Annotated in this window: 21 protein-coding genes; 11 read left to right on the top strand and 10 right to left on the bottom strand. The window is 47.9% G+C overall.

Annotated features, from left to right (window positions below; all coding sequences use genetic code 11):
* Positions 1-2 precede the first annotated feature (2 nt).
* The 3 genes from EKK48_23125 to EKK48_23115 all read left to right on the top strand — a co-directional run bounded on the left by EKK48_23125 (position 3) and on the right by EKK48_23115 (position 4,420).
* Entirely contained in the window at positions 3-1,769 is a 1,767-nt protein-coding gene (locus tag EKK48_23125) for a hypothetical protein (protein ID RTL37582.1), read from the top strand.
* Between the two features lie 83 nt (positions 1,770-1,852).
* The gene (locus EKK48_23120) at positions 1,853-3,079 is read left to right on the top strand and encodes a glycosyltransferase (protein ID RTL37581.1); all 1,227 of its coding nucleotides are present in this window, start codon (positions 1,853-1,855) and stop codon (positions 3,077-3,079) included.
* Positions 3,080-3,097: 18 nt separating this feature from the next.
* Positions 3,098-4,420: a glycosyltransferase family 2 protein gene (locus tag EKK48_23115; protein ID RTL37580.1), complete on the top strand. Its 1,323-nt coding sequence runs from the start codon at positions 3,098-3,100 to the stop codon at positions 4,418-4,420.
* Positions 4,421-4,450: 30 nt separating this feature from the next.
* Here the strand turns inward: EKK48_23115 and EKK48_23110 are convergent, their stop codons facing one another.
* Positions 4,451-5,794, bottom strand: a complete 1,344-nt coding sequence (locus EKK48_23110; GenBank protein RTL37579.1) for a class I SAM-dependent methyltransferase — start codon at positions 5,792-5,794, stop codon at positions 4,451-4,453.
* Positions 5,795-6,043: 249 nt separating this feature from the next.
* On the opposite strand from EKK48_23110, the gene EKK48_23105 reads away from it, so the two are divergent.
* From EKK48_23105 to EKK48_23095, 3 genes are read left to right on the top strand one after another with little or no spacing between them, the layout of a single operon-like run.
* A complete protein-coding gene (locus EKK48_23105; protein RTL37578.1) occupies positions 6,044-6,967 on the top strand; it encodes a hypothetical protein in 924 nt (307 codons plus the stop codon).
* A 13-nt stretch (positions 6,968-6,980) separates the two neighbouring features.
* Positions 6,981-7,916, top strand: coding sequence for an NAD(P)-dependent oxidoreductase (locus EKK48_23100; GenBank protein RTL37577.1), 936 nt, complete (start codon positions 6,981-6,983; stop codon positions 7,914-7,916).
* On the top strand, positions 7,853-9,172 hold the full coding sequence (locus EKK48_23095; GenBank protein RTL37576.1) for a methyltransferase domain-containing protein: 1,320 nt from the start codon (positions 7,853-7,855) through the stop codon (positions 9,170-9,172). Before EKK48_23100 ends, EKK48_23095 begins: the two co-directional genes overlap by 64 nt.
* Positions 9,173-9,178: 6 nt before the next feature.
* Here the strand turns inward: EKK48_23095 and EKK48_23090 are convergent, their stop codons facing one another.
* Both EKK48_23090 and rfbC read right to left on the bottom strand, forming a co-directional pair.
* Positions 9,179-9,985, bottom strand: coding sequence for a hydroxylase (locus EKK48_23090; GenBank protein RTL37575.1), 807 nt, complete (start codon positions 9,983-9,985; stop codon positions 9,179-9,181).
* The gene (gene rfbC / locus EKK48_23085) at positions 9,952-10,494 is read right to left on the bottom strand and encodes a dTDP-4-dehydrorhamnose 3,5-epimerase (protein RTL37755.1); all 543 of its coding nucleotides are present in this window, start codon (positions 10,492-10,494) and stop codon (positions 9,952-9,954) included. The genes EKK48_23090 and rfbC overlap by 34 nt, the downstream gene beginning before the upstream one ends.
* A gap of 254 nt (positions 10,495-10,748) precedes the next feature.
* On the opposite strand from rfbC, the gene EKK48_23080 reads away from it, so the two are divergent.
* Both EKK48_23080 and EKK48_23075 read left to right on the top strand, forming a co-directional pair.
* Entirely contained in the window at positions 10,749-11,849 is a 1,101-nt protein-coding gene (locus EKK48_23080; protein ID RTL37574.1) for a hypothetical protein, read from the top strand.
* Positions 11,850-12,097: 248 nt separating this feature from the next.
* Complete coding sequence (locus EKK48_23075) at positions 12,098-13,669, top strand: hypothetical protein (protein RTL37573.1); 1,572 nt, start codon at positions 12,098-12,100, stop codon at positions 13,667-13,669.
* Here the strand turns inward: EKK48_23075 and EKK48_23070 are convergent.
* Positions 13,662-15,809, bottom strand: a complete 2,148-nt coding sequence (locus tag EKK48_23070) for a hypothetical protein (GenBank protein ID RTL37572.1) — start codon at positions 15,807-15,809, stop codon at positions 13,662-13,664. The genes EKK48_23075 and EKK48_23070 overlap by 8 nt on opposite strands.
* Positions 15,810-15,995: 186 nt before the next feature.
* Here EKK48_23070 and EKK48_23065 point away from each other — a divergent pair, with 186 nt between their 5' ends.
* From EKK48_23065 to EKK48_23055, 3 genes are all read left to right on the top strand, one after another.
* Positions 15,996-16,775 (top strand): glycosyltransferase family 2 protein, encoded by a 780-nt coding sequence (locus EKK48_23065; GenBank protein RTL37571.1) that lies wholly within the window; start codon positions 15,996-15,998, stop codon positions 16,773-16,775.
* 77 nt (positions 16,776-16,852) lie between these two features.
* Positions 16,853-17,518: a class I SAM-dependent methyltransferase gene (locus tag EKK48_23060; GenBank protein RTL37754.1), complete on the top strand. Its 666-nt coding sequence runs from the start codon at positions 16,853-16,855 to the stop codon at positions 17,516-17,518.
* Between the two features lie 266 nt (positions 17,519-17,784).
* Entirely contained in the window at positions 17,785-18,777 is a 993-nt protein-coding gene (locus EKK48_23055; GenBank protein ID RTL37570.1) for a sulfotransferase, read from the top strand.
* A 34-nt stretch (positions 18,778-18,811) separates the two neighbouring features.
* Here EKK48_23055 and EKK48_23050 read toward each other — a convergent pair whose 3' ends face one another.
* From EKK48_23050 to EKK48_23025, 6 genes are all read right to left on the bottom strand, one after another.
* Positions 18,812-19,522, bottom strand: coding sequence for a hypothetical protein (locus EKK48_23050; protein ID RTL37569.1), 711 nt, complete (start codon positions 19,520-19,522; stop codon positions 18,812-18,814).
* A gap of 1,515 nt (positions 19,523-21,037) precedes the next feature.
* Entirely contained in the window at positions 21,038-21,499 is a 462-nt protein-coding gene (locus EKK48_23045; GenBank protein ID RTL37568.1) for a DUF4279 domain-containing protein, read from the bottom strand.
* 11 nt (positions 21,500-21,510) lie between these two features.
* A complete protein-coding gene (locus EKK48_23040) occupies positions 21,511-22,206 on the bottom strand; it encodes an iron transporter (GenBank protein ID RTL37753.1) in 696 nt (231 codons plus the stop codon).
* A 22-nt stretch (positions 22,207-22,228) separates the two neighbouring features.
* On the bottom strand, positions 22,229-23,692 hold the full coding sequence (locus tag EKK48_23035) for a glycosyltransferase family 1 protein (protein RTL37567.1): 1,464 nt from the start codon (positions 23,690-23,692) through the stop codon (positions 22,229-22,231).
* 119 nt (positions 23,693-23,811) lie between these two features.
* On the bottom strand, positions 23,812-24,078 hold the full coding sequence (locus EKK48_23030; protein ID RTL37566.1) for a type II toxin-antitoxin system RelE/ParE family toxin: 267 nt from the start codon (positions 24,076-24,078) through the stop codon (positions 23,812-23,814).
* Positions 24,056-24,325, bottom strand: a complete 270-nt coding sequence (locus EKK48_23025) for a type II toxin-antitoxin system Phd/YefM family antitoxin (GenBank protein RTL37565.1) — start codon at positions 24,323-24,325, stop codon at positions 24,056-24,058. Before EKK48_23025 ends, EKK48_23030 begins: the two co-directional genes overlap by 23 nt.
* Positions 24,326-24,445: the final 120 nt, after the last annotated feature.

Here is a 24,445-nt window from a genome sequence, read left to right as displayed (position 1 = left end):
GAATGGATGAACCTCTTTCTCAACGCATAAATTTGCGTTTTCTGATCGCATGTATCGTCGTCATCGCGTTGCCCTGCATTCCGCTGCTTGACTTGAATTCCGTCTTCGCCGTAGATTGGCCCAACCAGGTCTGGTTGATCAATTACGTCGCCTCTTTTCTGGTTGAGCGTCACTATTTCCCTGACGTGATTCATACATATACCTTGATCGGCATGCCGTATCCTGTCTTTTACGGGTACCTGTTTTTTCCATTGATGGGCACGCTCAGCCTTTTCTGGAACGGCGATCTGACCGTTCGTTTGATCGCTGTGAGTTTGTACGCTTTGCAGTTTTTCCTTGTCTACAGATTGGCAAGTCGGGTCACGAGCGATCGATTTAGCGGATTTTGTCTGGCTACTCTTGTCACATGGGCAATTTATCCCATGACTAATCTGTACAACCGGGGCGCAATTCCTGAGTTTTTTGCTACTGGCTTGCTCGTTTGTGCTGCTGCGATCTGGTTTTTTGTCTTAGAGGCGAAGGACAGTTTGACGCGCTTCGCACTGTGCAACGTTTTCGTGCTGGTATTTGTTCTAGCGGCTGGCAGTCATCCAATCACTGCTTTATACGGCGCTTGTTTCATGGCGCTCCTGGTCGGCGCGACCATCTGGATAGGCCGGGTCAAGATAAAAGATGTGCTTTTGGCTCTGGCTATTCCAGTCGTGCTCGGCGTTTTTTCTTTGTTGCCGTGGGTAATGGCGACCACTAAGTTTACGCCGCAAATGGCACTGGCCGCTAGTTTTAAGCATGTCGGGTATTACTATCACAGCCTTGATTCTCTTTACGCACGCCTGGTGCCGCTTCCGATTGAAACTAAATCGTACAGGCATAAGCTGGCTGACGATCACGTCATGACACCACATCTTGATACACAGATAAACGTGTCTCTGCTCTTGTTTTTCCTTGCTTGTCTCTCAGAGGTTTTTAGAAAGGGCGTCGTCAGAAACAGGCGCTCGGTAGTTGCCATCGGTGTCTTCGCTGTGATCATGGTACTCATGCTCTGGGCTTCCGTGACAAAGGGAACGCTCGATAAGCTTGGGCACAACTTTCGGACCATTCAGTTTGCATATCGAATGGTTACCTACATAAACTTTTCGATGCTAATTGCAGTCATTCTTTGTTTTTGGAGGAGCGACCGAAAGTTGCACTTGCTGACGAACAGAAGAGCGCTCGTCTCGCTTTTGATTCTCTCTTTTGCTGGGCTTTCCATCAAACTCTACTCTGCACGACAGGCAATGGTGCATACTGTTGCTGAATTTGCCAGAACCAGGACATTTAGCTTTTCGCTTCTCAAAATGCCGGATTCATTCTACGGTTCTGACGCTTACACAATAACGAATCTGTTTCCTGAGTTGACGCCCGATAAAGTGGCCCAGTATCACAATTGCCCATTTGAGCCATCAACCGAGGTCTTTGGCGAGGTCAAGCCGGTAATCTCTCCTGTTGGCATAGGGCAAACGAATATCCAGCAATTTCCCTGGAACTATGTAAAAGCCAACGGGGCTGACATCGAGCGGCTGGAGCACGATCATCGCATCGCCGTAGACATGCCCCAAAGTACCGAATTACATTATCAATTCGTGCCTGATTCCGCCTGGGCTCAAGCGCGTATGTTGTCGATTACTGTTTTCTTCTTCTGGCTACTTGCCACTACCATTGAGGTCACAGTTTTGCTCTACAAGAAGAAGTTACAGCTATCGACTGATGCAGAGTTGGTTGCGCCAGATTAAGCTTGCCCCGCCCTTCTCTAGAACGGCGACCGGCGATCATCTAAGATTCTCGTGTAATCATTGTTCTCGCTCTGGGCATAGTCATGAAGGCGCTTATTGTATCTGCAGCATTTCCGCCACTTCGCACAGGCGGCGCAGATTTTGTTCATCGACTGGCTTCCGAGCTAACCTCCCGCGCCGTGGATGTCACGATAATTACGTCGGAAGGCGCTTTTTTGCATGACGATAGAATTCGTCTCGAGCGGGTCGATGAGCGTTGGAACTGGCGAGTTGTGCAGAAATGCGCTGCACTGGTGCGTAAGTACAAACCAGATGTCGTCGATATTGTTTTTACAGGCTGGATGTATCACGACCACCCGGCCATTACTTTCTTGCCGGACATGATCAAGAAGAGCTCACCGTCCGTGCGTGTGGTGGTTCACATTGAGTCATTAGGCGGTATCAGGCGCGAGCACAGCAATTTCGCCCGGTCCGCTTCTCGGTTCGCTGCCAGCGTTCTGGCTGGACGCCGTGCGCTCTCTTATGAATACGGTACGCTTTTGCGCGATAGCGATGCTGTCATTACTTTGAGTGAACGAGACAGAGCTGAGCTGATCAAACGTCACGAGGAAGTTGGCACAAAGTCAGCCACCATTTCGCCACCGCCCATAATGCCTGTTACCCCCCCGTTGTCTGAGAGAGATAGGCGTATAGGGCGAACGCGACTTGGGCTGAAAAACGATAGTGATTTGCTTTTGAGCTTTTATGGATACATTTATCCAGGCAAGGGTCTGGAGCTTCTGTTCGAGGTCGTGAAACGACTTTCCATGCAAGAACGCAACGTTAAGTTGATGATTGTAGGAGATGTGCCCGAGCAGTATGTTCTGGACCGCGAGGGCAAACCTGATTACTTATACGACTTGAAAAGTCTCGCCCATAAGCTTGGAATTTACGAGCGTCTGATCTGGTCAGAATATGCGCCCTATGGAAGCACAGAGCCGAGTAGCAGGCTGCGCTTGTCGGATGTCTGCGTGTTTCCATTCACAAATGGCCTTAACCAGCATAATAGTTCATTCTGGTTCGCTGCGGCGCACGGCTTGCCGATTGTAGCTACAAGGAGTGATTCGACTGAAAACCTCTTCGTGGATAAGCAGAATGTCATTTTTGCGGTTCCAGGTGATGTTTCCGACTTAGTCGCGAAGATTGATTGGCTTAGTAAAGACAATGCATTGAAGAATTCTATCGGTGGTGCGGCAGAAAGCCTTGCCACAAAGACGTTCTCCTGGGACGTTGCGGTGAATCGAACCCTCGAAATATTTAAGGGCTCTTAAGACGCTCACTATTGGCTGATGCCGCATGCGACAATTGCCGAGGTTGGAAGGGCGAGTTTGATGGCTGAAAAAGTTTATTCCATAGTTATCCCGACGCGGGAGCGGCACGATGTGCTGCAGTATTCGCTGCGAACTGCACTGGCTCTGCCTCAGCAGAACGTCGAAATTGTAGTAATGGATAACTGCAGTTCTCCGGAGACGTATGAACTGGTTAAGCAATACGACGACTCGCGCATCAAATATCACCGTTCAGACGTTCGACTTTCGATGTCTGAAAACTGGGAGCTGGGGCTCAGCAAGGTAACTGGTGACTACGTCTTTTTTCTCGGTGATGACGATGGAATCATGCCCGATGCCATACAGTTGGCAATGCGCATTCATCAGTGGTATCCCGATAAGATTCTGGCATGGAAGCCGATTGTATGGATGTGGCCAACGACGATCGTAGAACCTTATCGCAATGTGCTGCACATGCACATCTCTAAGAAAGTGGAGTTGCGTGATTCGAAAGAGAGTTTGCGAAAACTCTACTCGTACGAAAACAATTTCCATGAGTCACCGGGTGTGTACAACGCCATTGTGCCGATGTCGTTCATGCGCAAGTTCTGCGCCGATCACGGCAAATATTTCTTTAGCCCGGTTCCTGATATTTATTCTGGAATAGTCAATTCATACTTCACTGAGAATCATATCTACTCGTACAGACCGCTCTCGGTATGGGGCTTATCGAAGCATAGCACAGGGGTTTCTTACTCATTCAGTCATCTGGCGAGTAGCTCGGTGGATCAGTTCCACAGCGAAAACAAAAAGCTCTGGGATGCACCTGTTGATGAAACTCTGGTTCCAAGCCGTTTAACAGAAGTGATCATGGCCGACACTAAAATCAAGACTAAGAAGCATTTCTTTCCCGGCGATAAGTCGATCGAATTGAATATGCTTGGTGTTGTACGTAGCATGTGTGAGGCGGCGACGCGTTATACTAGCGGCACAGAGCAAATTGTCGCCGAGATTGAATCTATCGCCAGGAAAAACGCTGTTCCCATCGACCAGTTCACAATCCCCACTGAATTTCCGGGACCACAGACGCTGGTGAATAACTATTCGATGGATGCCGGGCGAGATTTGATCAGCTTTTCTTGTTATACGAATGAGAACCTTTATCCAACAATTGATAAACTGGTTCAACATGTAGCTTCGATGAGCGTGAATGTAGATTCTTTATACGTTCAGGACAACACTCACAAGACCAGTGCTGAAACGCCCGATACCGCTGTACCGAATGTCGAGCCACGCAAAGGTTTTCTCAAGTCTTTCGGCGACTTGCTCAAGACGAAATCTTGATCGATCGGTCTTCGAAAGTCAAAGAGAAAACTAAACTACGTTCAGTCTGGGAATGGGCACGATGAACTTTCCGCCCCTGCTGCGATAAAGCTCTTGTTGTTGCATGATTTCGTCGGCGAAATTCCATGTTAATAAGAGCAGGTAATCCGGTTGGCGCTCCAATAATACTTCCGGCGACAAAATTGGAAGGTGCGTGCCTGGACTGTAGTAGCCTTGCTTTGCACTGCTTCTATCGACGATGAAGTCCAGATATTGTTTGCCGATGTTGAAGCTGTTCAGAAGCGTGCTTCCTTTTGCTGACGCTCCATAAGCGGCTATCGACTTGCCCTCGGTTTTCAGTTTGTCGAGAAGCTCCGTCAATTTGGCTTTGAGAGTCTCAATTTGGGTAGCGAAATCCTTGTAGAAATTAAGTTCGCGCATGCCCCAATCAATTTCGCTTGCCATCAAATCTTTGACTGATTGGCTTGGATTGTCATTCTTCCCAATGAAAAGCTGAAGTGAGCCGCCGTGCAGGGGGATTCTTTTGACGTCATTGACGTAAAGGTTATGCTGCCTGAAGAGAACTGCAAGTGATGAGAGTGAGTAATAGCAAAGGTGCTCGTGGTATATGGTATCGAATTCGGTGCCGTCGATCATGTCCTTCAGGTAGGGCACTTCAATGATGGCAACGCCGTCTTCCTTAAGTAGGACGGAAATTCCGCTCACCACGCCATGCAAATCAGCAACGTGAGCAAGCACGTTGTTAGCATGAATGACGTCGGCTTTCTTGCCAGCCGAAACCAGACTCGATGCCAACTCGGCGTTGAAAAATTCTGTAATCGTCTCAATTCCCTTGCCGACCGAGACTTCGGCAACGTTCTTGGCTGGCTCGATTCCAATGACCGGCACGTTTAGCGCTTTGTAATATTGCAGTAGATAGCCATCATTGCTGGCGATTTCGACAACAAGACTTTCCGCTCCGAGTTTCTTAGCCGTCACCACCTCTCGACTCAATTCCTGGGCGTGGCGAAGCATTGTTTCTGAAAATGAAGTGAAATAGAGATAGTTTCTGAATAAAAGTTCAGGTGCTACAGTCTCTTTTATCTGGACCAGCGAACACGTCGGACACATCGCCAGCTCCAGAGCGTAGCGGGGCTCCGGTTGGTCAAGCTGTTCTGCCTTCAGAAGTGAATTAGCCAGGGGCGTCTCGCCAAGCGACAGAATGACGGGCAGCTCTTGTCCGGCACATATGCGGCAGCTCGTTAGATGCGAGTGAGAGCGCGGTACTTCAGTTTCTGGGCGGGTCGGAGTCGTCACGGGTGCTCCATTCGGGCATCGAAGTGCGAATTTTAGCAAAACTGCCCTGGTCGGGTCAGTAGAAAAAGCCGAAGCCATGCCATCTGGTTAACGATTTTGCCGCAAATGTTAGTTGTTTGTCATGGGTTTACAGCAGGACAATGCGACAATGGCGCAACGATTTAGAGGTTTTCCTTGAATTCGCTGACGACACGAGAAACATATCAAGACGTCGGAACTGAACGGTATACGGCGTCATACACGAAGCCAGCTCGAGCGTCTACCGCGGTCTGGTCGATTGGACTTTATTTTCTTTGCTTTTTAACGGTTCTGTGGTCGGCGATCTGCTTGCCGGGCTTGGACGATCCGATGTGTTTTGGACTGCTTCGGAACAAGCATCAAATTTTGGAAAAGGCGCCGTCCCCCAAGATTATTTTTGTTGGCGGCTCGAATCTTTTGTTCGGTCTGGATGGACCAAAAATTGAAGCTGGATTGCATCGTCCGGTAGTAAACATGGGACTGTGCCTGATGTTTCCGTTGGCATATCTTCTAGATGAAGTGAAAGACGAAGTACACGCCGGCGATCTGGTTGTGCTGTCGCCTGAATATGCTGATTTTTCTTCTGAATATTCGAACAATCTTGCTGTTGCAGATATTCTTGATATTTATCCTCGGGCCATTTTTTGGATTGTGCGAAGCAACTGCCTCGACCAGAGTCAGTGGCCCGTTCTGTTTAGCCATCTGCGTACGCTTGGCTTAGACAAACTGGATTTCGCAGTGCATCACATTCGGCAGATTGTTCAGAATCGCTGCAGATGGTCACACGGAAAGTGGAATACCAGCCTCGGTGTTTTGAGCACTGAGAACATTGACAGATGTGGTGATCTGACCTGGCATTTGAAACAGAAAAATGATAACAAGCCTTCAGATGTGCTTTTCTATGTCTCCAAGCATCTCGGTGATAGTGAAGCGAAAACGCTTAATGATTTCGACGCCTACTGCGCTTCGCGCGGTGCACGCTTTGTTTTGATACCGCCATCAGTATCGACGGTTCAGTATCAAGCTCTCAAGACGAATGTTGACTCACTTTTCGCTGAGTGTAATCAGCGTGTCAAGCCACCATTCGTGGCTACTCCAGCTCGTTATGCGTTCCCTGTCAAAATGATATTTAACAACCAATACCATCTCAATAAGAAGGGGCGTGACCTCCGCGCCGACAAAATCATTGAGGACCTGCGGCCGATAGTGAACGAACTCAACAGATCAAAGTAATAGAATTGAAGTAATGAAAGTTCTGGTTACTGGTGCGAATGGTTTCATCGGGCGAGAGGTGACTGAACGACTCTGTCAGCGCGGTTATGAAGTTCATGCCGTCGCTAGAAACCCTATCGAAATTTCTGGTGCTGTATGGCATAGGGTTGACTTGATGGATGACCTGGCTGTGAGCCGTTTGCTCTCTGATCTCAAACCATCCCATCTGATGCATTTAGCCTGGACGACGGAACCTGGCAAGTTTTGGAGTTCTTTAGATAATCACCACTGGGAACGGGCGACTAGAGGACTCTTCGATCTATTCGCCGGTAATGGTGGAAGACGTTTCGTCGGCGCCGGTTCCGTCGCTGAGTACGTTTGGAATGAAAACCCATGTTGTGAATCAGTGACAGAATCGGAGCCTGACACACTGTACGGAAAGGCGAAGCTGGCGACTTTCAGGTATATTCACGAACGTGCTCGGGAGTCAGGTATTGCTGATGCGTGGGGGCGAATATTTTGGCTGTATGGACCGCACGAGCATCCACTGCGATTGATTCCCCATGTTGTTACCGGCATTTTGCAAGGGCGAACTGTTGACTGCTCCAGCGGAGAGCAACGCCGAGATTTCATGCACGTCTATGACGTGGCCGAAGCTTTTGTTAGATTGATCGAATCAGATGTTGTCGGACCGATAAACGTTGCTTCTGGCAGCGCAGTGGCTGTTAAGGATATTATCGCGCACATCGCTGACGTGTTGGATGGTCGGCATTTGATTCGCTTGGGTGCCATTGCTAGTGATCGTGTTGAGTCGGAAATCGTTCGTGCCGATGTTTCTCGATTAAGTACTGAGTTGCTATTTGCACCGCAGCATTCGCTTGAAGATGGTCTGAACGCTACCATTGCATGGTGGAAAGCCAAACTTGGCTCCGAATCATCACCTGCTTTTCATGGGGTGGTGCCAAAATGAAAAGTGAACAGCAAGTTTCCAATGTCGAGACCAATCAGAGAGAGTATTGCTGCACTGCATGTGGTGGTTTCTCTGCAATAACTATTTTGCGGGGCGTCGACGGACCTGTGCACCAAAACCTGCTTTACTCCAGTTATGACCAGGCAATCGCATGTAAAACGGGAAGGCTGCATCTTGTCGCATGCCGACAATGCGGTTTTGTTTTTAATGAGAAGTTTGACAGCAATTTGCTCGATTATTGCCAAGATTATGAGAATTCACAAGATAAATCCGGACATTTTTCAGAGCATATGCGCTCTGTGGCAGGTTTGTTAGTCGATCGCAATTCACTGCGTGGAAAACGATTCTTGGAAATAGGCTGCGGTAAGGGCAGTTTTCTCAAGTTGATCGTCGACATCGCCGGTGGCAAAGGCAAAGGCTTTGATCCAAGCTATGTCAACGAGTACGATGATGTATCCGGGCTTTCTTTCGTTCGTGATTTCTTTCCTGGTAACGAGGAGTGGTGGAACCCAGATCAGATTATTTGCCGACATGTTCTTGAGCACATTGCGCAGCCATACGAATTCGTATCGATGATTCGTCAGGCAATTCCCAATCGACAGAATCTTCATCTCTATTTTGAAGTGCCAAGTTTTGAGTGGATTTGCGATAACCTCGCCTTTTGGGATGTTTTTTATGAGCACTGTAACTACTTTACGGCAGGGTCGATTGCGAGCCTGATGCAGCGATGTGGTTTTGCTGTGGAGCGGATTGAATCAGTTTTTTCCGGGCAATATTTGAGTGTGCATTTGTCTGTGTCCGATTTACCTGTTGCTGACTTACCTGTAGCCGATTTACCTCAAGCGGGCTCAATTGCGACAATTAATGCTTCGAATAGCGGGTTAGAACACACAACACTCCCAACCCTATACGATGATTTTTCTAGAGATTTTACGGACAAGTTAGAAGCAATGCGCAAGCAGGTGCTCGCATTGAAAGCCGCCAACAAGTCCATGGCAGTCTGGGGTGCAGCGGCTAAGGGCTCTACGTTTCTGAATCAGCTGAGCCTGGTCCCCGAAATAGTTTCTACCGTTGTTGACATAAACCCCAGAAAGCAGGGCAAATATGTGGCCGGAACGGGGCAGTTGATATGTGCGCCCGAACATTTGCAAAGTAATCCCTGCGATGTGGTTTTTATTATGAATCCAAACTATTACAACGAAATTCGTCAGCAACTACAAGAAATGAATCTAAGGCCTGAGTTTGTTGTCATCTGATCGGGGCTATTTTACCCGCTTCAAATAAGCGTTCGGCCAATATGTGATTGGCTCAGTGACGGAACCTTCGTTGAATGGAAATTTCGGTTGGTCCAGGATGAAGCTTTCATTCCTCTCCAGAAATTCAAAGATCGCAGTTTGAGGATTATTCCAATTCCAGTCCTTTTCAGAGCGCGGCGCACCGGCAAAATCTTTCATTACTCCGTCGGTCGCTACAATGTACGAACCTACTGAAACCAGTGGGGCGTACTTCTCCAGTTCTTTGGCAACATGTTCTTTCGTGTGGCAAGAGTCCAATATCACCAGCACGATGTCGTCTTCTTTGATCTCGTTGCGAACCTTTTGGAGCGTTGTCTCCAGGGTCGAGTCGGCTTCTATTAGGGTCAGGTAAGAAGCGAGTTCGTGCTGCTCAAGGGCTTCGCGGTTGTGTTTTCGAATTTCTATGTCGACGCCGACTATTTTTCCTTTTCCAAGCGCTTTGAGAATTGTGGCATAAAAGACGAGAGAGCCACCATGAGCGATACCAGTTTCGACGATAACGTCAGGCTTTAATTCGGACACGATTTCTTGCACCCTTATCATGTCCTCAGGCAACTGTATGATCGGTCGCCCGAGCCAGGAAAACGAATAGGCATATTTCACGTCCCATCCACATCTGAGCCAGATTTTTGAAATCAGTTTGAATGCTTCCGGTGAGCCGAACTTGTACGTCGCAACTTCGTTCCCGTTTTCTTGTGAAACTGTATTAGCATCAATGTCGATGACGATTTTTCCTGAGCTCACGCGCGTTCCCTTTCTCGATATGGCAGGCATTCACGGTCCTTTTGCGACATCAAAGTAGGTTGAATCGGCCATGAAATTCCAAATGCGGGGTCATTCCACGGTACGCCCCGAGCAAATTCCGGGTTATAGGAACCGGAGATTTGATAGAAAACTTCGCTGTTGTCAATCAGTGAAATGAAGCCGTGGGCGCAGCCACCAGGAATATAGAGCATCTGCAAATTGTTTTCTGAAAGCTCAACACCAAACCAATTTTTGTAGGTCGGTGATTCTTCTCTCAAGTCAACAAGCACGTCGAATATCGAACCACGGGAACATCTAACAATTTTGATTTCTTGAAATGGCTTGAGTTGGTAGTGCAGACCCCGCAAAGTTCCTTTCTGGGGATTGTGCGAGATGGCGCACTGATCGAGTGTCGTTACTAACCCCAGCTGTTCGAACTCTTTTGAGCTGAATGTGCGAGCGAAAGTGCCGCGGTCGTCTCTCGCAACCTGGGGCACCAGCAAGTACGCGCCTTCGATTCCAACTTCTTTTAGCTGCACTTGCTCACCACTGACCTGTCTTTTCAGACCATGATCATAAGCGGTCAAGGCAATTCAGTCCGTGTCGATGAGCGTTGTCTCATGTTGGGTTTAAATAAATTATCAAGCTGGTTTTGCATGCTATCGACAGAGTCTGCGCTTGTCTGTGATTGGAGTTCTGGAACAGCGAACTGTGCTCAAAAGTTAGCATTTTGTCATAGGTTTTCAATAAGAGGATGCGAAAATACCCGAATTACTTTCGAGTAGCAATCTCAGTGAATTCAACCGGCGTTTTTCCTCAACCAATCGTGACGGAACCCGCGCACCAGAACAACGCGCCTGATGGTGCTGGAGGGGGTGTAAGCGGACGAATAAGTGCTCCGAGAACGCCGGTTTCATTGGTGTTCTACTTGCTCGCCTGGGCAGTGGTTTTTTGGGCAGCGATTGCGCTACCTAGCCTGGAAGACATCTGTTGCTTCACTGTTCTCAATAACAAGCACCAGGTATTAGAGCAGGCCGGGTCTCCAAAAATAATTCTGACGGGTGGTTCCAACGTTTTATTCGGCGTCGACAGCGAGAAGATTGGCAAGGTATTCAATCGCAAAGTTGTAGATATGGGACTCTGTCTGATGTTTCCGCTTTCTTACTTGTTTGAGGAAATTAAGGACTCGATCAAACCAGGTGATATTGTCGTGCTCTCTCCCGAGTACCAGTCTTACTCTCAGGAGTTCGCGCGTCCGATGATTATGGCTGATATTTTGGATGGCTGTCCGCGAGCTATTGAGTGGATTCTAAAGTGTAATGGCTGCACGTGGGATGAGAAAGGAAAAATCCTTTTCCATTTGCGCACGCTCGGTCTGCAGAAATTGCAGTACGTTATTTCGCACGCCAGGCAGATTGTCCAGCACCGAGCCACATGGTCTTACAATAAACCGAATCCTGGTTTAGTTATTCTGAACGCCAAAAATTTGAACAGTTGTGGTGACCTCGTTTGGCACCTGGATAAGCCGGTTGGTAAGGATGCGATGGAGCGTAAAATCCTCATTCGGGCGCCGAAGCATATTGATGACTACACGATCAATGAAGTTTCAAAATTCGACGCCTTCTGCAAATCTCACGGTGCTCAGTTCGTTCTGATACCGCCTTCGATACCAGAGTCGATGTATCAAAAAGGCAAAACCGATATAGACAATGTAATTGAGGAAGCCAAAGTCAAGTTCCCTATCCCAATTCTAGCCACTGCTGACAGGTACGCCTTTGCCGATGAGCACATTTTCGGTGGGCATTATCACCTGGACAAGGTCGGTAGAGACATAAGAACGGATCGCATGATTGAGGATTTGCGGACTACCGTAGCGGCATCCAGGACTCAATAATGAGCAGCGTCGATGCAGAAAGAAGCTTAGTCGATTCTGTATGCTCGAGGTCAGCTTCGAACGAGCCTGCTCCTCTAAATCAAGCAGGCAGCCCGAACGGAGCTGGCTGGAAAGTTCGACGCCCAAACCGAACCTTGCTCACGATATTGCATTTGGGCTGTATCGCTGTCTTTGCACTATTTATTTGTTGGGGCGCTCAAGGGAAGGCACCTATAAATGGGGATGACGTCCGCGTACTGCATCGTCTCATGTTGAAGCGCACAAATTTTCAATACGACTATTTGAGTTGGACGCGCTCGCGCTCGCACGTAGTGGCGTTGTTATACGACGAGTTCAAGCTGGCTGGCGATTCTATCGAACGAGGCAATTTGATATGGCTCGGAATTTACGTCGCTTCAGCCTTTGCCGCATATTTCTATATGCGTATGGTTTTTAGCCCAACTGTTGCTCTGACGGGAGCCGTATTCTATCTGTGCTATGCGAGTAAGTTTGAACCACTTACCTGGTGGTCTGCTGGTGCGTACACTATTGTCTGGACTGCGTTTTTCGGCTTGATGGCGGCACTGGAAAGCAAGTTGGGCTTTCGAGTTAAGAGTTTATTGGTTTCCGCCATCGTTCTGTCTTCTCTGTATGTTTACGAAGTTTTCCTGGTTCTCGTTCCGTTTATTTCGCTCATTCTTTTGGCCGGAAGAAAGCGAGACATCAAAAAGCTTAAAAAATCGGACTGGTTTTTCGCCTGTTTGCCGCTAATTTTGACATTTATACATGTCGGAACCCTTGCCTCTGCAGATAAGCCGATATTTCTCTTTGAAAAATCCACCATTAACAAGGCTCCGTTTGAGGCCCGTTTAGCTTCTGGGTTCACGTCCGCTCTCGATGCTACGGTCGGGCGTAAGCATGCCAGGGATGTAAAAAATGCCGTTCATTCTTATCGTGAGTTCTATGCAAAAGATGAACCAGTGCTGAATGTTCTGCTCTGGCTTGGGGTCGGTCTCTTTGTTTTCGCTCTGATCTATGGTGCTGGTACTACAATAGCTTGGGCACCGAATATGGTAGCGGTTGGAGAAAATGCAATTATTGGCGCAGCGGCCTTGTTTATTTCAGCGTTTATTGGTTTTGTATCTAACTTCATGGTTACTCCATCGCGATTGACTGGGATTCCGTCGATCGGTCTCATGCTCCTGGTCTGCGCGTCAATTGAAGCAATTTGTTTTTGGGCTCGTCGGACCAATGGCTGGAAGCGTTCAATCGTAATTGCCATCGCTATGATTGCGCCTTTGTTTACGCTGGTCGTCACGGTCAGAGAGGGACAAGCTTTTTGCAGCCTACTTAGGCAGGCTGCTGAGGTCGATGAGTTTGATCTGAAAGTTGCAAGACAAATCAAAGCCTTGCATCCCACAGTCAAACAAGGCGATGAAGTTTATGTCCGCATTCCCCGCGCGACAAGCGAATTGACTGGACGTTGGCGAAATTTCTGGTCAGGTTTCAACTCGGGGCGCGCGTTTGAGACCCTCTGGTATGTATACGACGTAGATCCGGGTACTGTCACATATTCCGGTACACCATCCAAGCGGCCTGCAGAAATTGATCGTATGCAAGAAGTTGTTGAGAATTGGGCTAAAACTGGTACAGAGCAGGTTTATCCGTTTGTTGTTGACGAACATCAGAACGTAGCACCGGTTACTCAGATAGTTCTCGTTGATTTAGAAGGACATAGATTGAAGTCGCTGGATTTTTCAAAGCAATTTCGGCACCTTTCTTCGACTCCTGTAAATACTCAGGAAATTCCTATTCATTCGTTGCCTCTCGAGCTTAAATAGTCTCTCGAGGCTCGAGCGCCTGCTGTACCTCATATGTCGCGGCATCAATGTGTAATCGCGAACCTTCGTCGAGCGAGTGAAGCTTCAGCACACCGCTCTCCGGCTGCTGCTTGAGCGGAATTTCGATAATTGTCGAGTCGCCATCCTTGCTTCGCACAATTGTTGCAGGCGCGCCGCTCGCTGATGTTTCTAAAGTCACTGTATTCGGTGCTGGTTCTATAGTCAAAGCTTTCGGTGCTGGCTGGTTGGATGTGATTTTGAGCACTGGCTTAGCAGCGTCCCGATGGTAAAAAATCTTCCCGTCATTCTTTAGCCATCCATCTGTCGAAGTCTCAAATGTGACAGGCTCAGCCTCAGTGACCTTCAAAATCCGCCAGCCCATCGTCTGTCTATGTCCGATCGGATTGGTCAATTTGCGCTCCACGTGTCCAACATCTTCCAGTTTGAGTTGCGGGAAATTGAGCAGTTTGAGTTTCCAGGGATGAGCAAATATGCCGGTACCTCGATATTGAATCGCATCTGGCGTCACTTCACCGTAAGGGACGATTAACAGATCATTCTTTCCGAAGGGCCGTTTTACCCACTGCTGAAACGGCGTCGCTCCGTTCAAGATCTGGAATCCTGTCCAGCCCACATATTCCGGCGGACATTCATTGGTATATGAAAGTGAATGTCCTCTGAACTCGGCGAGTTTATAGGTGTTCGGTGGATCGCCCGCTTCGTGAACATTGCTGCAGTCGGGGGACAGGAAGTTCAGCATCGTGAACTTTTGCCCGGAAGTCTTCTCCGACTTTGTTTCGTAATATCGTTTCTGCAAAATGCTGCGTACGTGTGTCTCAATTTGCTCTGGAATTTCTGTCTCGCCTACGCTGTAAGTAGGCATTGCACAGATGATGGGTTCTTTTGAATCACTGGCGATAATGCTCAACTTTCGTGCCAGCTCCGATGTCATCGCGTCGAACGAAAATTGATATTGTGCCTGCAAGACTCTTGTTGGAATTTGGCTTAAGAGCAGGAGTACGAGCCCTGCGATAAATCCGTTAGTGATCTGCTTTCCCGCTGTTAGAGTGTTCGGTAAATTGACGACGGAAAATGCCAGACAGGGAGCAAGGAAAAAGTAGATCGGCAGCCATATGTACATCAAAACGCCTGCGAATGTGTCGAAGCTTATCAGCGCGACAGCCGAGGCAAGTGCCGCTGCAAGAAGGGCAACAAAGCCGGACCATGATTCGGTCGACTTATAGAACTTCTTGCTGAACGCCAGGTGGATGCCACTGCCTGTGGTGAATATAAGCATGGCAAAGAAGTCTGGTACAACCACGGCATACTGCCATGCCTTTGCTAAAAGCTTATGGATATCAAAAGTCATTACGACGTACTTGTCGTTTATCGTTGGAAAGACCATAAACTTCAAGACCAGTAATGGCGCAATCGTCGCGACAAACATCAAAACGTGGCGAGCCAGCGCCTCTCTCTTGTTGCCTCTCGCGAATATAACATTGGCGAATAAAAGCACGCCGCTGAACAAAGCAAGAATGATGCTCGTTTCTTTACTCAGGTAAGCGGCTGTTGCGCAAAGCGCCGAAAGCACTGCGAACAGTGGCAGAAGCACTGGTTTGCACTTCGATGCCACAAGGTGTAGCAGGACCACTGCTGAAAATAGGAATGGAAAATATACTTCTTGTTTATCCAGCGTATAAATCACTTCGAACAATGACGGCGAGGCGAGAACAGTTGCAGTGCTTAAGGCGCTGACTTTGGCGTTGCCGGTCAGTTTGTAGCAGATGCCGTAAAGCATTGTCAGCGCGCCCGATATGAGCAAGAAGTTGGTTGCAAAAAATCCGGTCGGATTCTCGGGAAACAGCCGCCACAGCACTGTTACCCAGTAAAAGATGCCCATACGCATTTGAGCGGCAAGGATGTAACTCAGAGTTGATGGGTCATCCATCAAACGGCGACTTGACTGCAAAATTAGCGACGGATCATCAAATAATCCCCAATGTGCGTGAAGCAACACGGGCGAAAAGAAAAGCAGCGTTATGCCAATCAACGGGGCGATAAAAACCGTATGTTGCCGCATTGTTGTGCGCGACTGCTGCTCCGACTGCATTGGCACAGTGCTCGTGTTCTGGCTAATCATCTCAAGTCCAACCCGAGGCGACTATATCAAGGTCTGATGCCAATGCTCAAGGTTGTTTGAGCCCAAAATACATCCGCACCGCCGCCTGAAGCAGCCTTAAGCTACGAATTCTCACGAATTAAGGGGATGCAATGTGCTTGCAAGATCTCAAGGCTATCATTAGTTGACTGTCACTAGTTCGGTGTTTTGCCCGTGCGGAAGCCTCGCGTCAAAGTCTCAATCATCATCCCGGCTTATAACGAAGAGTCGCGGCTGCCGCATACTTTGATGAAAACCGCGACATTCCTTGCGCAGCAAGCTTATAGCAGCGAAATTATCGTCGTGACAGATGGCAGCACCGATGGCACCGAGCAGGTCGTGGAAGATGCTGCGGCTCGCTATGGCGGCATCAGACTGATTTCTCTGCCCAAAAATCGAGGCAAGGGGTTTTCAGTTAAATACGGTATGATTAACGCCCTGGGAGATTATAGATTGTTCATGGATGCGGATTATGCCGTGCCAATTGAATATCTCACCAATTTCCTCGCCGAAATTGAGAAGGGTGGCGATGTGATTATCGGTTCACGTTCGCATCAAGACACGAGAATAGGAACTCCGCAGGCGTTTCCGCGGCGGCAGCTTGGCATCGGATTTGGGTATTTGCAACGCGCTATATTGAGGATGCCTTATCCAGATACGCAATGTGGCTTCAAAATGTTCACGGCCGATGCTGTGAAGTTGTTATTCCCGCATGTCGTCTATGAGTGCGCCTATTTTGATGCAGAACTGCTTTATGTGGCCATGAAAATGGGTCTTACTGTGAAGGAAATTGGTGTCAAATGGACACACGACCAACAGACAAGATTGCCGATTGGAATCGGCCGAAGTCTGGAACTCTTTCAGAAAATGATTGCTATTCCTTCATTGCATGCTGATAAGCAGCCGGTTTCGAAAACTCGTTTGTTCGTACTCGAGGAAGCGCGTTGAAGCTGAAGGGCTCATACACCTGGCCGAAACAGTTGCCGGTTTTGACAGCCGAGCAGCTTGCCACCAAAGATGATTTCATGCGCTACTGGCATGAGCAACTTGCATCCCAAAAGTCGTTTGTGCCGCTGGAAAAATTCAATCACGGCTATACCGTGCGCAACTCGCCGGCCGGATTCGTTCGCACGCTGGAAATCGGCGCTGGGCTCGGCGAGCATCTGGAGTTCGAAAAGCTCACCGCAGAGCAGCGCCGGAATTACATACCGGTTGAACTGCGTACCAACATGGTTGAGCAGATTCGCGCCCGTTTTCCCGACATAGATGCACGGCAGGGTGATTGCCAGGGACGTCTGGACTTCGAAGATGGATATTTCGACCGCATTATCGCTATCCACGTTCTGGAGCATCTTCCTGACTTGCCTTCAGCGGTCAAAGAGATGTACAGGTTGTGCGACAAAGAGAAGGGCATTTTCAGCGTTGTGATTCCTTGCGAAGGTGGAGTCGCGTACAACCTTGCTCGATTTGTTTCGACCGAGCAGATGTTCCGCAAGCGATATGGGCAGCCGTATAAGTGGTTTATTGACAGCGAACATATCAGTATTCCGGACGAAATTATCAAAGAAGTATCGCGTTATTTTGAACCGGTGCATCAGGAATATTTCCCTTTTATGCTGCCGATAGTCGACATCAATTTGATTATTGGAATTACTTTCAAGCCAAGACAGAAACCTCTGATTAACCACTGATTTCGCTCCTTTTCGTGTGGTTACTTGGTGGTGCCTATCAAGTTTGAACTTTGCTGTACGTTTTTAAGCACAAGTTGAAAATTGGTTGATTTCGCACTTTCCATAATGCACAAACGCCTCTCCTCAGGCATAAATCACCTGAAGGTGTGATAGCAATCTGCGTCTCGTTGCAGTACAAAAGAATACAACGCAACACTTCGGGAAAGTGTTATCGGCGTTAAGATAATGGGCAGCCCCTTCTTAGGGGACCAACGGAAACGCAGACAATGCATAGCATTGGACAATTCCTGGAAGAGAAAAAAAGGCGGTTGGAAGAGCCGACAATGCGCGAGCTTGAGCTTCTAAATGAACGGTATCGGTCCATTAACCTGGCACCTGTAGAAGAGCCTGCGATTCCACTAGCCTTCAATGCGCGTAGCGTTTTTCTCGCCATTAAATCTGGTATCAGTCGTCGCGCCGAGGCTACCAGAATTCCCCGACTTTCAACCTCTGTTTTGCAAAAGTCATATTTCGGGATCAGTCAATCTCGCAGGCGTAAGCTGTTCTCGCCGATTTTTGTTGTTGGGTCTGGGCACAGCGGCACTTCCATTATGCTCAAGATTCTTTCCAATCACAGTCATATTTACGCGGTTGAAGGAGAGTCTGATTGTTTCATCTGGCTGGGGTTACTCAGCAAATTGCGTCGCTTTATTTCGTGGAACAAACTAACGCTAAAAACTGGTGCGGAAAGATGGGCAGAGAAGACGCCGAAGCACCTCTGGTATTTGAAAGACATTTTCAACTACTACCCGGATGCAAAAGTGGTTGTTATGTTGAGGGATGGCAGGGACGTTGCGCTGTCGCAGTCAAAGACCTGGGGGTGCTTTGAGCAAGCCGTGAAGCGCTGGGTTGAGGAATATCGTGTAGCTGAGCAGTACTTAGACAATCCAAATGTCATGATGGTGAAGTACGAAGACCTTGTCACCAACTCGACTCGTACACTCGCCGACCTCTTTGATTTTATCGGCGAGGAGTTTGAACCGGAAATCGTTCATACAGAGCTTCGACCAGAACGATGGTACAGCGACAATCTAGAGAAGCCGGACATAATCAGCAGTGCAACACATCAGCAGTATCGAAACTGGCAAATTAATCAACCGCTTACTGACTTTAGCAAAAAGTGGATCACCCAGATGAGTGATGAGCAGAAGGTGATTTTTAAGAATTTGGCAGGCTCTCTCTTGATTGAGCTGGGCTATGCTGATGATTTGAACTGGTAGCGGATCTTTTCCTTTTAAAGGGCGCGCTGCGTCTCTATTGTGCATAAACGACGACACCGTGATTTCCTAGCGAATGCCAGTTCTTTTCGAGTTCTTTTCGATTCCAGAACAGTTCACCCAGAACTGGGTCCAGGACAATAAAGACGTCGGGGTGCTGTTGATCGCCGGCAAATCCAGTCACAACTCGTGCGTGCTCATCTTGCAATGCAGAAATTGTTTTTCCGAGTGGAGTTTCCCACTCAGTTGAATGGGAAACTCCTGCACCGGAATGTCCCCAAATTATTACCGGTCTTTTCGCTGTAAGATTCGCTGCTAAGTCTTGTGCGGTACCTTCTTCTATAACTTCGGTTTTACGCCAATGTCGCCCAACTTGAGCGATCGGCTCCCAGTACACTCCATAACCGTTTACGCACATCTCGCCGTCTATGTCCCCGACAAAGCCCTTATTCGGGTCGCCCCAGGTTCGACCTTTCTTCGGCGTAGCATCGAATGGCAACATTTTGATCAGTTCTTGTTCGCTAACCGGTGCACCCTGATAGTTCAAAGCCATTCTTAAGCAAGCAATCTCGCAGCTCAGGTTGTGCTCCTGAGGAAAAAATGGAACCGGCAGTTTTACAACCTTGTTCAGATACTTCGTGCGCAATTGCCATTCAGCGAGCGATGTTGGATTGTTGGCGACAGATACAGCGAAAATCGTCAAAACAATCAGTGCTGCCAGGACCGCTAGATTTATCTTTTTCGACATCCAAAATCTGTTCTCGCAGCAATCATACTGGTTAGTTTCGCACCAATTTCGATGATTTCTAACGCTATCCCTCCGAAAGAGTGCATCAGGATATGCAATAGTACCAGCACAATATTAATGAGACTATAACTGTGCGGACTAATTCGCGCGAGATTACGCAAACCCGAACTCTCATCGGTGACGCCAGTGTTTTCGAAACCGTTTGTACACTGGTGCTTTCCTCTGCTAGAGGAATTAGATGCTCGCTAAGGTGTGCGGCTTTGTCTATTTCTTGGCGGAATAGATGCAGGATAATAAGTTCGTTGAGTGCGTTAATTCTTTCATCTGAATCCTGAAAGGTCTTTAGGAGCCGCTTTCTTGCGGATTCGATTCGTTCGAGAAGCATTATCTCTGTTAGGAGCAGCGAACCAACGCCAGACGTGAGCACAGAGAAAAGGATACAAAGGAAGTCTGTAGTCTTATCTTGAGCAGATGCGGTGTCAGAATATTCTGCGCTCGTACTATTTAACACGCCAATTTTTTCGTACAGATAATTCGCCAGCGGGGCGTCATTCATTCGTCTAGCGAAGTATGGCAGCAGAACTTGGGATGTGGAATTTAGAGGTTCGTTCGTCAAAGGCATTATCTCAGCTGCAACTTTGACTAGTTTGTGGCAGTCCTCATCATATGTTTCGCGGACCTGGCTTATTGAGAAGGTCATTTGAGTAAGTGCATCGATCAACTTAGAGAACTTTCGATTCCGCAGATAGACCGTTGCCGATTTCTGCAGCCACTTCTCTGCCTGTGCGTAAGAATCTTGATATTCAGCCACCCGTCCCAGATAGTAATATCGATCGGCCATCTGAATACTGTTTTTGCCGTAGATTTGGCTTATGACTTGGTTTCTCCGTTCTTCGGTTAGCAAATCTTCGCAGTTATCATCTATTCGCACTGTGTGCCAAACTGCAAATGACGAATATTGCTGGCTAGTGTTAACAGAGCGATAGACTTGTTCTGCTAGTTCGTAGTAACCCAGTGTGTCTAGGATGTTTGCTGTCACTTCTGTTCCGTAAAAGCGCCATCCGAAGTACGAAAAATACGTGCTGAACAAAAGTAATGTCATGCACCCCGCTACGAGAAAAACGTTTCTCATGATTACAAATATTTTCACGGACGTTTTGTTAAGGTGTAGTTCTGTAAGGATGGCTGTGTTGAAGCAATCCGTTCTTTCCGTGCGAATCTTCAATGCCACGACTAGAGGTACCACAAGACAAAAGGCAATTATGTTTGCCGTTGAATCATTGAATTCGACTTTAAATCTGTGAAGACAAATTAGATGTCTCAGAATTCCCAGGCTTGTGGTGACACAAAACAGCGATAGACAAGTGTTCACTAGAAATTTATGACTACGGTCAAGCATCAGCGAACCCTTTTAGTTCTTAAATGCTAGTGCTGATTATTGATTCCGTCACTGGTAAAAGTACGCTGAAAGCGCGTTGTCCTTTGATTTTAGTACTAGGTTCCGGTCTGGTTTGTCTATTCGTCTACCGGTTTTATCGTCATGACACGAAGCCTGATCCGTAGCTGGAACAGCTGAGTCAGCAAATCCGGGGATAACTCAAGTGATGAGACATTAGAAGCTAAAGTGTAGTGGAGGTTCAGCGACATTTTTGCACCTTCATTTTGTAGGCGCCTGATTGTCGGTAACTTTCCTGATAAATGAGCTATTAGATCGGATAAAAGTTGCTCCGACGAGATCCGGCAACCGGTTTCACACACCTCAATGCGCCAGTATGAACCGGTTTGAGTTATATGATGACGTTTGGATTCATAGATGGTGTCTCCATCTTCGAGCGCATAAACCGGCTCCAACTGGAGCAACTCAGAGATTTGTTGAGTACTGAGCGTTGGGTGTGAGACTGTGAAAAAAGCAATGCATTCATCTTTTTCCATGAGGGCACGAAGTTCACGAGCGTATTTTTGTGAATCTAGGGACATAGTTTCAATTACTAATGACTAACCCATTTCGCAATGCCAAACGCTGCAGCGGCCGCCGCTCCGCCGATGAGCAGCGTTTCTGTTCCACTTTTCAGTGGTGGCACGCCGGTAAAGTTCCCTTTGACGAAGCCGAAAATGAACAGTGCTATGAGCGTGCAAGCTACTGAGATAAGCAACGCAGTATTTGCGTTAGACACCAGCATGTAGGGAACGAGCGGCACAATGCCGCCGGCTACATAGGAAGCAGCGATTGTGAATGCGCTGATGCGCGCGCGGCGAGGGTCCGGCTTTTCGATGTTCAATTCAAAGCGCATCATGAATTTCACCCAGTCATTTGGTCTTGCCGAGAGGGTCTCTACGATTGGTTTGATCTCGTCGTCTGATAGTCCGTATTCGTGGAAAATTGCTTTGACTTCGGCTTTCTCGGCCTCAGGAATCTCAGCCACTTCTCGGTTTTCTCTGTGCAATTCTTGGGCATAGTGGGTCTCATCGCCTTTTGCAGCCATGTATCCGCCCAGTCCCATTGCAATGGAGCCGGCGGCGATTTCTGCCAGCCCCGCAGTGACTACAAGGCTTGAGTTCAGCGCGGCGCCGGACAATCCAGCCGCAAGAGCGAACGGAACCGTTAACCCGTCAGACATGCCAATGACGATGTCTCGCACCGTATCATTGTCCGTGAAATGCCGTTCGTCATGTCTTAAGTGCACCACGCTGTCACCATTTCTAGAGTCATTGATTTTGTTTTTCCAATTCTCGTATTCGTTCTTCCAGAATCGCTATTCTGCGATCTGCATCCGCGACCGCTCGTCTGGTGCGAGAATCAATCAGCTCAACTTTGGTTTGGATTTTAGATGAGTCGGTAAAGATTTTTCGGAAAAGAGCGCTGTAGATGCGGTTTAGATAGCCGCTCTTCTCAACGAAATTCATCATTACCTTGCGAATCCGCGACTTGGAAGCGCTTGTGTCGGCTGGGTCTTCACCAGATTCAATTATCTTGAGTCTTTGTTCTGTTAGCGCATCGATGTCGCATATTTTTGCGTCAGTCGGAGGCTCTGAAGTTGGTCGATTGAATGCCGCAACAGCTGTCAGTCTGGTCTGGATGATTTCACCAACTGTCTGCCGTGAGAAGTAATCCGATGCCGTTTTGAAGGCGTTGGCGACCATCTTCTCGCGCGTTATCGCATCTGTATAAACAGAACGCATCTGTTGCGCCGCATGCTCAGGGCTTGGATTCGCCCACGTATCCGCAATTTTGTAGGGTCCAACTTGAATTTGGTTTGCAATTAATTCGTATGAAACGAGGTAAGAATTGGCGATGGAGTTGAAATCCATGTTGCCGGACCATCCAGTAATGACGACCGGTTTCTTATTCAGCATGGCTTCTGCAATCGGGAATCCAAGCCCCTCAGCGCGATGCAGCGAAACGTATGCATCGCAGGAATTACTCAGGAGTTGATTGTCATCAGGCGACAAATAACGATCCAAAACTGTCACTCTCAGTCCATTAGCGCGTTCTTGTAATTCGGCTAATAATTTGGGGTTCCTTTCTCCGTTGATGCATTTAAGAACCAGTCTCACCGGCTCTTCTGGAGAGAATGCTTTTTTGAAAGCCTCGATGGTGGCAAGGGGATTCTTTCGCTCGAAGCTGCTAAGGAAATCGAAAACACACAAAAACAAAAATTCGTCTTCCGGCAGTTCAAATTTCTTTCTGTCAACAGAAAATGCTTTTGGTTCGACGACGGGCTGAACCACGACGATCGGCACCGGCGCTACATTTGCCAGAGTCCGCTGAATGTATGAGCTGCCTACCCAAATTTCGTCGAAATGATTGAAATGCTCCCACCATTCCTCTGGAAATTCAGGAGTTTCCCACCACCAGACAGCAATGTTGTATTTGTCTTTGAAGTAGTCTGCGCCGAATTGTTGAATAAACGCCGGGAGCTGGTCGGCGTTCACGCAAACAAGATTGATTGGATGCGGGTTGTTAGTGGCAAAAGTCGTAAACGTTTTGTCTTCTTTTCTGCTTGCCGCAACTTCGAAATTATTGAGGGCAATGTTGTAATTCAAGTGCTGAAGCGCTTTCACATATCCACGTGCGCCTTCAGCCACGCCCGACTCTGATGTGAGGTAACCGGCAACATTTATGCCGGGGGCGGTCAAAACTAAGGTGGAGGTACTCGATGATTGACTCATAACCGCACAAGCTTACTCAAATGGCTGCCTATACTCAAGCGCCAGCGATGATTTTGGCAGAAATTAGATATATTGCCGGCTACGTCAAGTTAACGGGCACAGCACGAAGGGCGTGCGTATTACTTTCTGTCAAATTCTTGATAAGCAGCACTATCATTTCTATTACCGACGACGGTTACATAAAGAGTGTTTTCGTCGAATCTGTAAATTGCCCGAAACTCGCCTGCGTCTTTTCTGAAGTGGGCGCCGTTCCCCATCGAAATTGAATCGGTTGGTCGCGGTTCATTGCAGAGAGCTGTGATTGCCTGAAATATTTGCATAAACTGCTTACCATCACGCTTTTTCAGGAATCGCATTGCATCATTAGTCAGATCCGGTTTCAGCATCGCCTTTTAGTTTCTCTTTGAAGAATGCTGTTGTGGCTTCTGTTCCGATGTAACCAGTTTTCTCGGCGGCTTCAACTCGTGCCAACCAATATTCGTTTTCAAGCTTCATAAGGCGGTCGTAATCGGCTTTGGGGATGATGACAGCAACCTGACGTCCATTTTTTTCGATGGCAACTGGCTCTCTTTGTGCTGCGTCCAGAGTCGCCCCCGTTTTTGTTTTCAGCTCGGTCGCCGTGATCGTCTTCATAGCCAGCCTCGGATTGCAGATGACATTTGGATTCAAAGTCCAGGGGAGTTAGCCATAGTTGCGGTTTTTCAGGATTATGTCCAAATTGATTATTTTGTACATTTTAACCATTTTGATCGA

The organism is Candidatus Melainabacteria bacterium (assembly GCA_003963305.1).
Lineage (GTDB): Bacteria > Cyanobacteriota > Vampirovibrionia > Obscuribacterales > Obscuribacteraceae > PALSA-1081.
Note: the sequence above shows the minus strand (reverse complement) of the source record. Positions and strands in the feature narration are given on the sequence as shown.

Coding starts and splice junctions, on each gene's coding strand:
- EKK48_23050 (RTL37569.1), bottom strand. CDS start 19,522: ATGTCGAAAAAGATAAATCTAGCGGTCCTGGCAGCACTGATTGTTTTG.
- EKK48_23095 (RTL37576.1), top strand. CDS start 7,853: ATGGTGGAAAGCCAAACTTGGCTCCGAATCATCACCTGCTTTTCATGG.
- EKK48_23125 (RTL37582.1), top strand. CDS start 3: ATGGATGAACCTCTTTCTCAACGCATAAATTTGCGTTTTCTGATCGCA.
- EKK48_23075 (RTL37573.1), top strand. CDS start 12,098: ATGTTGAAGCGCACAAATTTTCAATACGACTATTTGAGTTGGACGCGC.
- EKK48_23120 (RTL37581.1), top strand. CDS start 1,853: ATGAAGGCGCTTATTGTATCTGCAGCATTTCCGCCACTTCGCACAGGC.
- EKK48_23070 (RTL37572.1), bottom strand. CDS start 15,809: ATGATTAGCCAGAACACGAGCACTGTGCCAATGCAGTCGGAGCAGCAG.
- EKK48_23090 (RTL37575.1), bottom strand. CDS start 9,985: ATGCCTGCCATATCGAGAAAGGGAACGCGCGTGAGCTCAGGAAAAATC.
- EKK48_23030 (RTL37566.1), bottom strand. CDS start 24,078: ATGCTGAAACCGGATCTGACTAATGATGCAATGCGATTCCTGAAAAAG.
- EKK48_23060 (RTL37754.1), top strand. CDS start 16,853: ATGCGCTACTGGCATGAGCAACTTGCATCCCAAAAGTCGTTTGTGCCG.
- EKK48_23025 (RTL37565.1), bottom strand. CDS start 24,325: ATGAAGACGATCACGGCGACCGAGCTGAAAACAAAAACGGGGGCGACT.
- EKK48_23110 (RTL37579.1), bottom strand. CDS start 5,794: ATGGCTTCGGCTTTTTCTACTGACCCGACCAGGGCAGTTTTGCTAAAA.
- EKK48_23045 (RTL37568.1), bottom strand. CDS start 21,499: ATGTCCCTAGATTCACAAAAATACGCTCGTGAACTTCGTGCCCTCATG.
- EKK48_23115 (RTL37580.1), top strand. CDS start 3,098: ATGCCGCATGCGACAATTGCCGAGGTTGGAAGGGCGAGTTTGATGGCT.
- EKK48_23100 (RTL37577.1), top strand. CDS start 6,981: ATGAAAGTTCTGGTTACTGGTGCGAATGGTTTCATCGGGCGAGAGGTG.
- EKK48_23055 (RTL37570.1), top strand. CDS start 17,785: ATGCATAGCATTGGACAATTCCTGGAAGAGAAAAAAAGGCGGTTGGAA.
- EKK48_23035 (RTL37567.1), bottom strand. CDS start 23,692: ATGAGTCAATCATCGAGTACCTCCACCTTAGTTTTGACCGCCCCCGGC.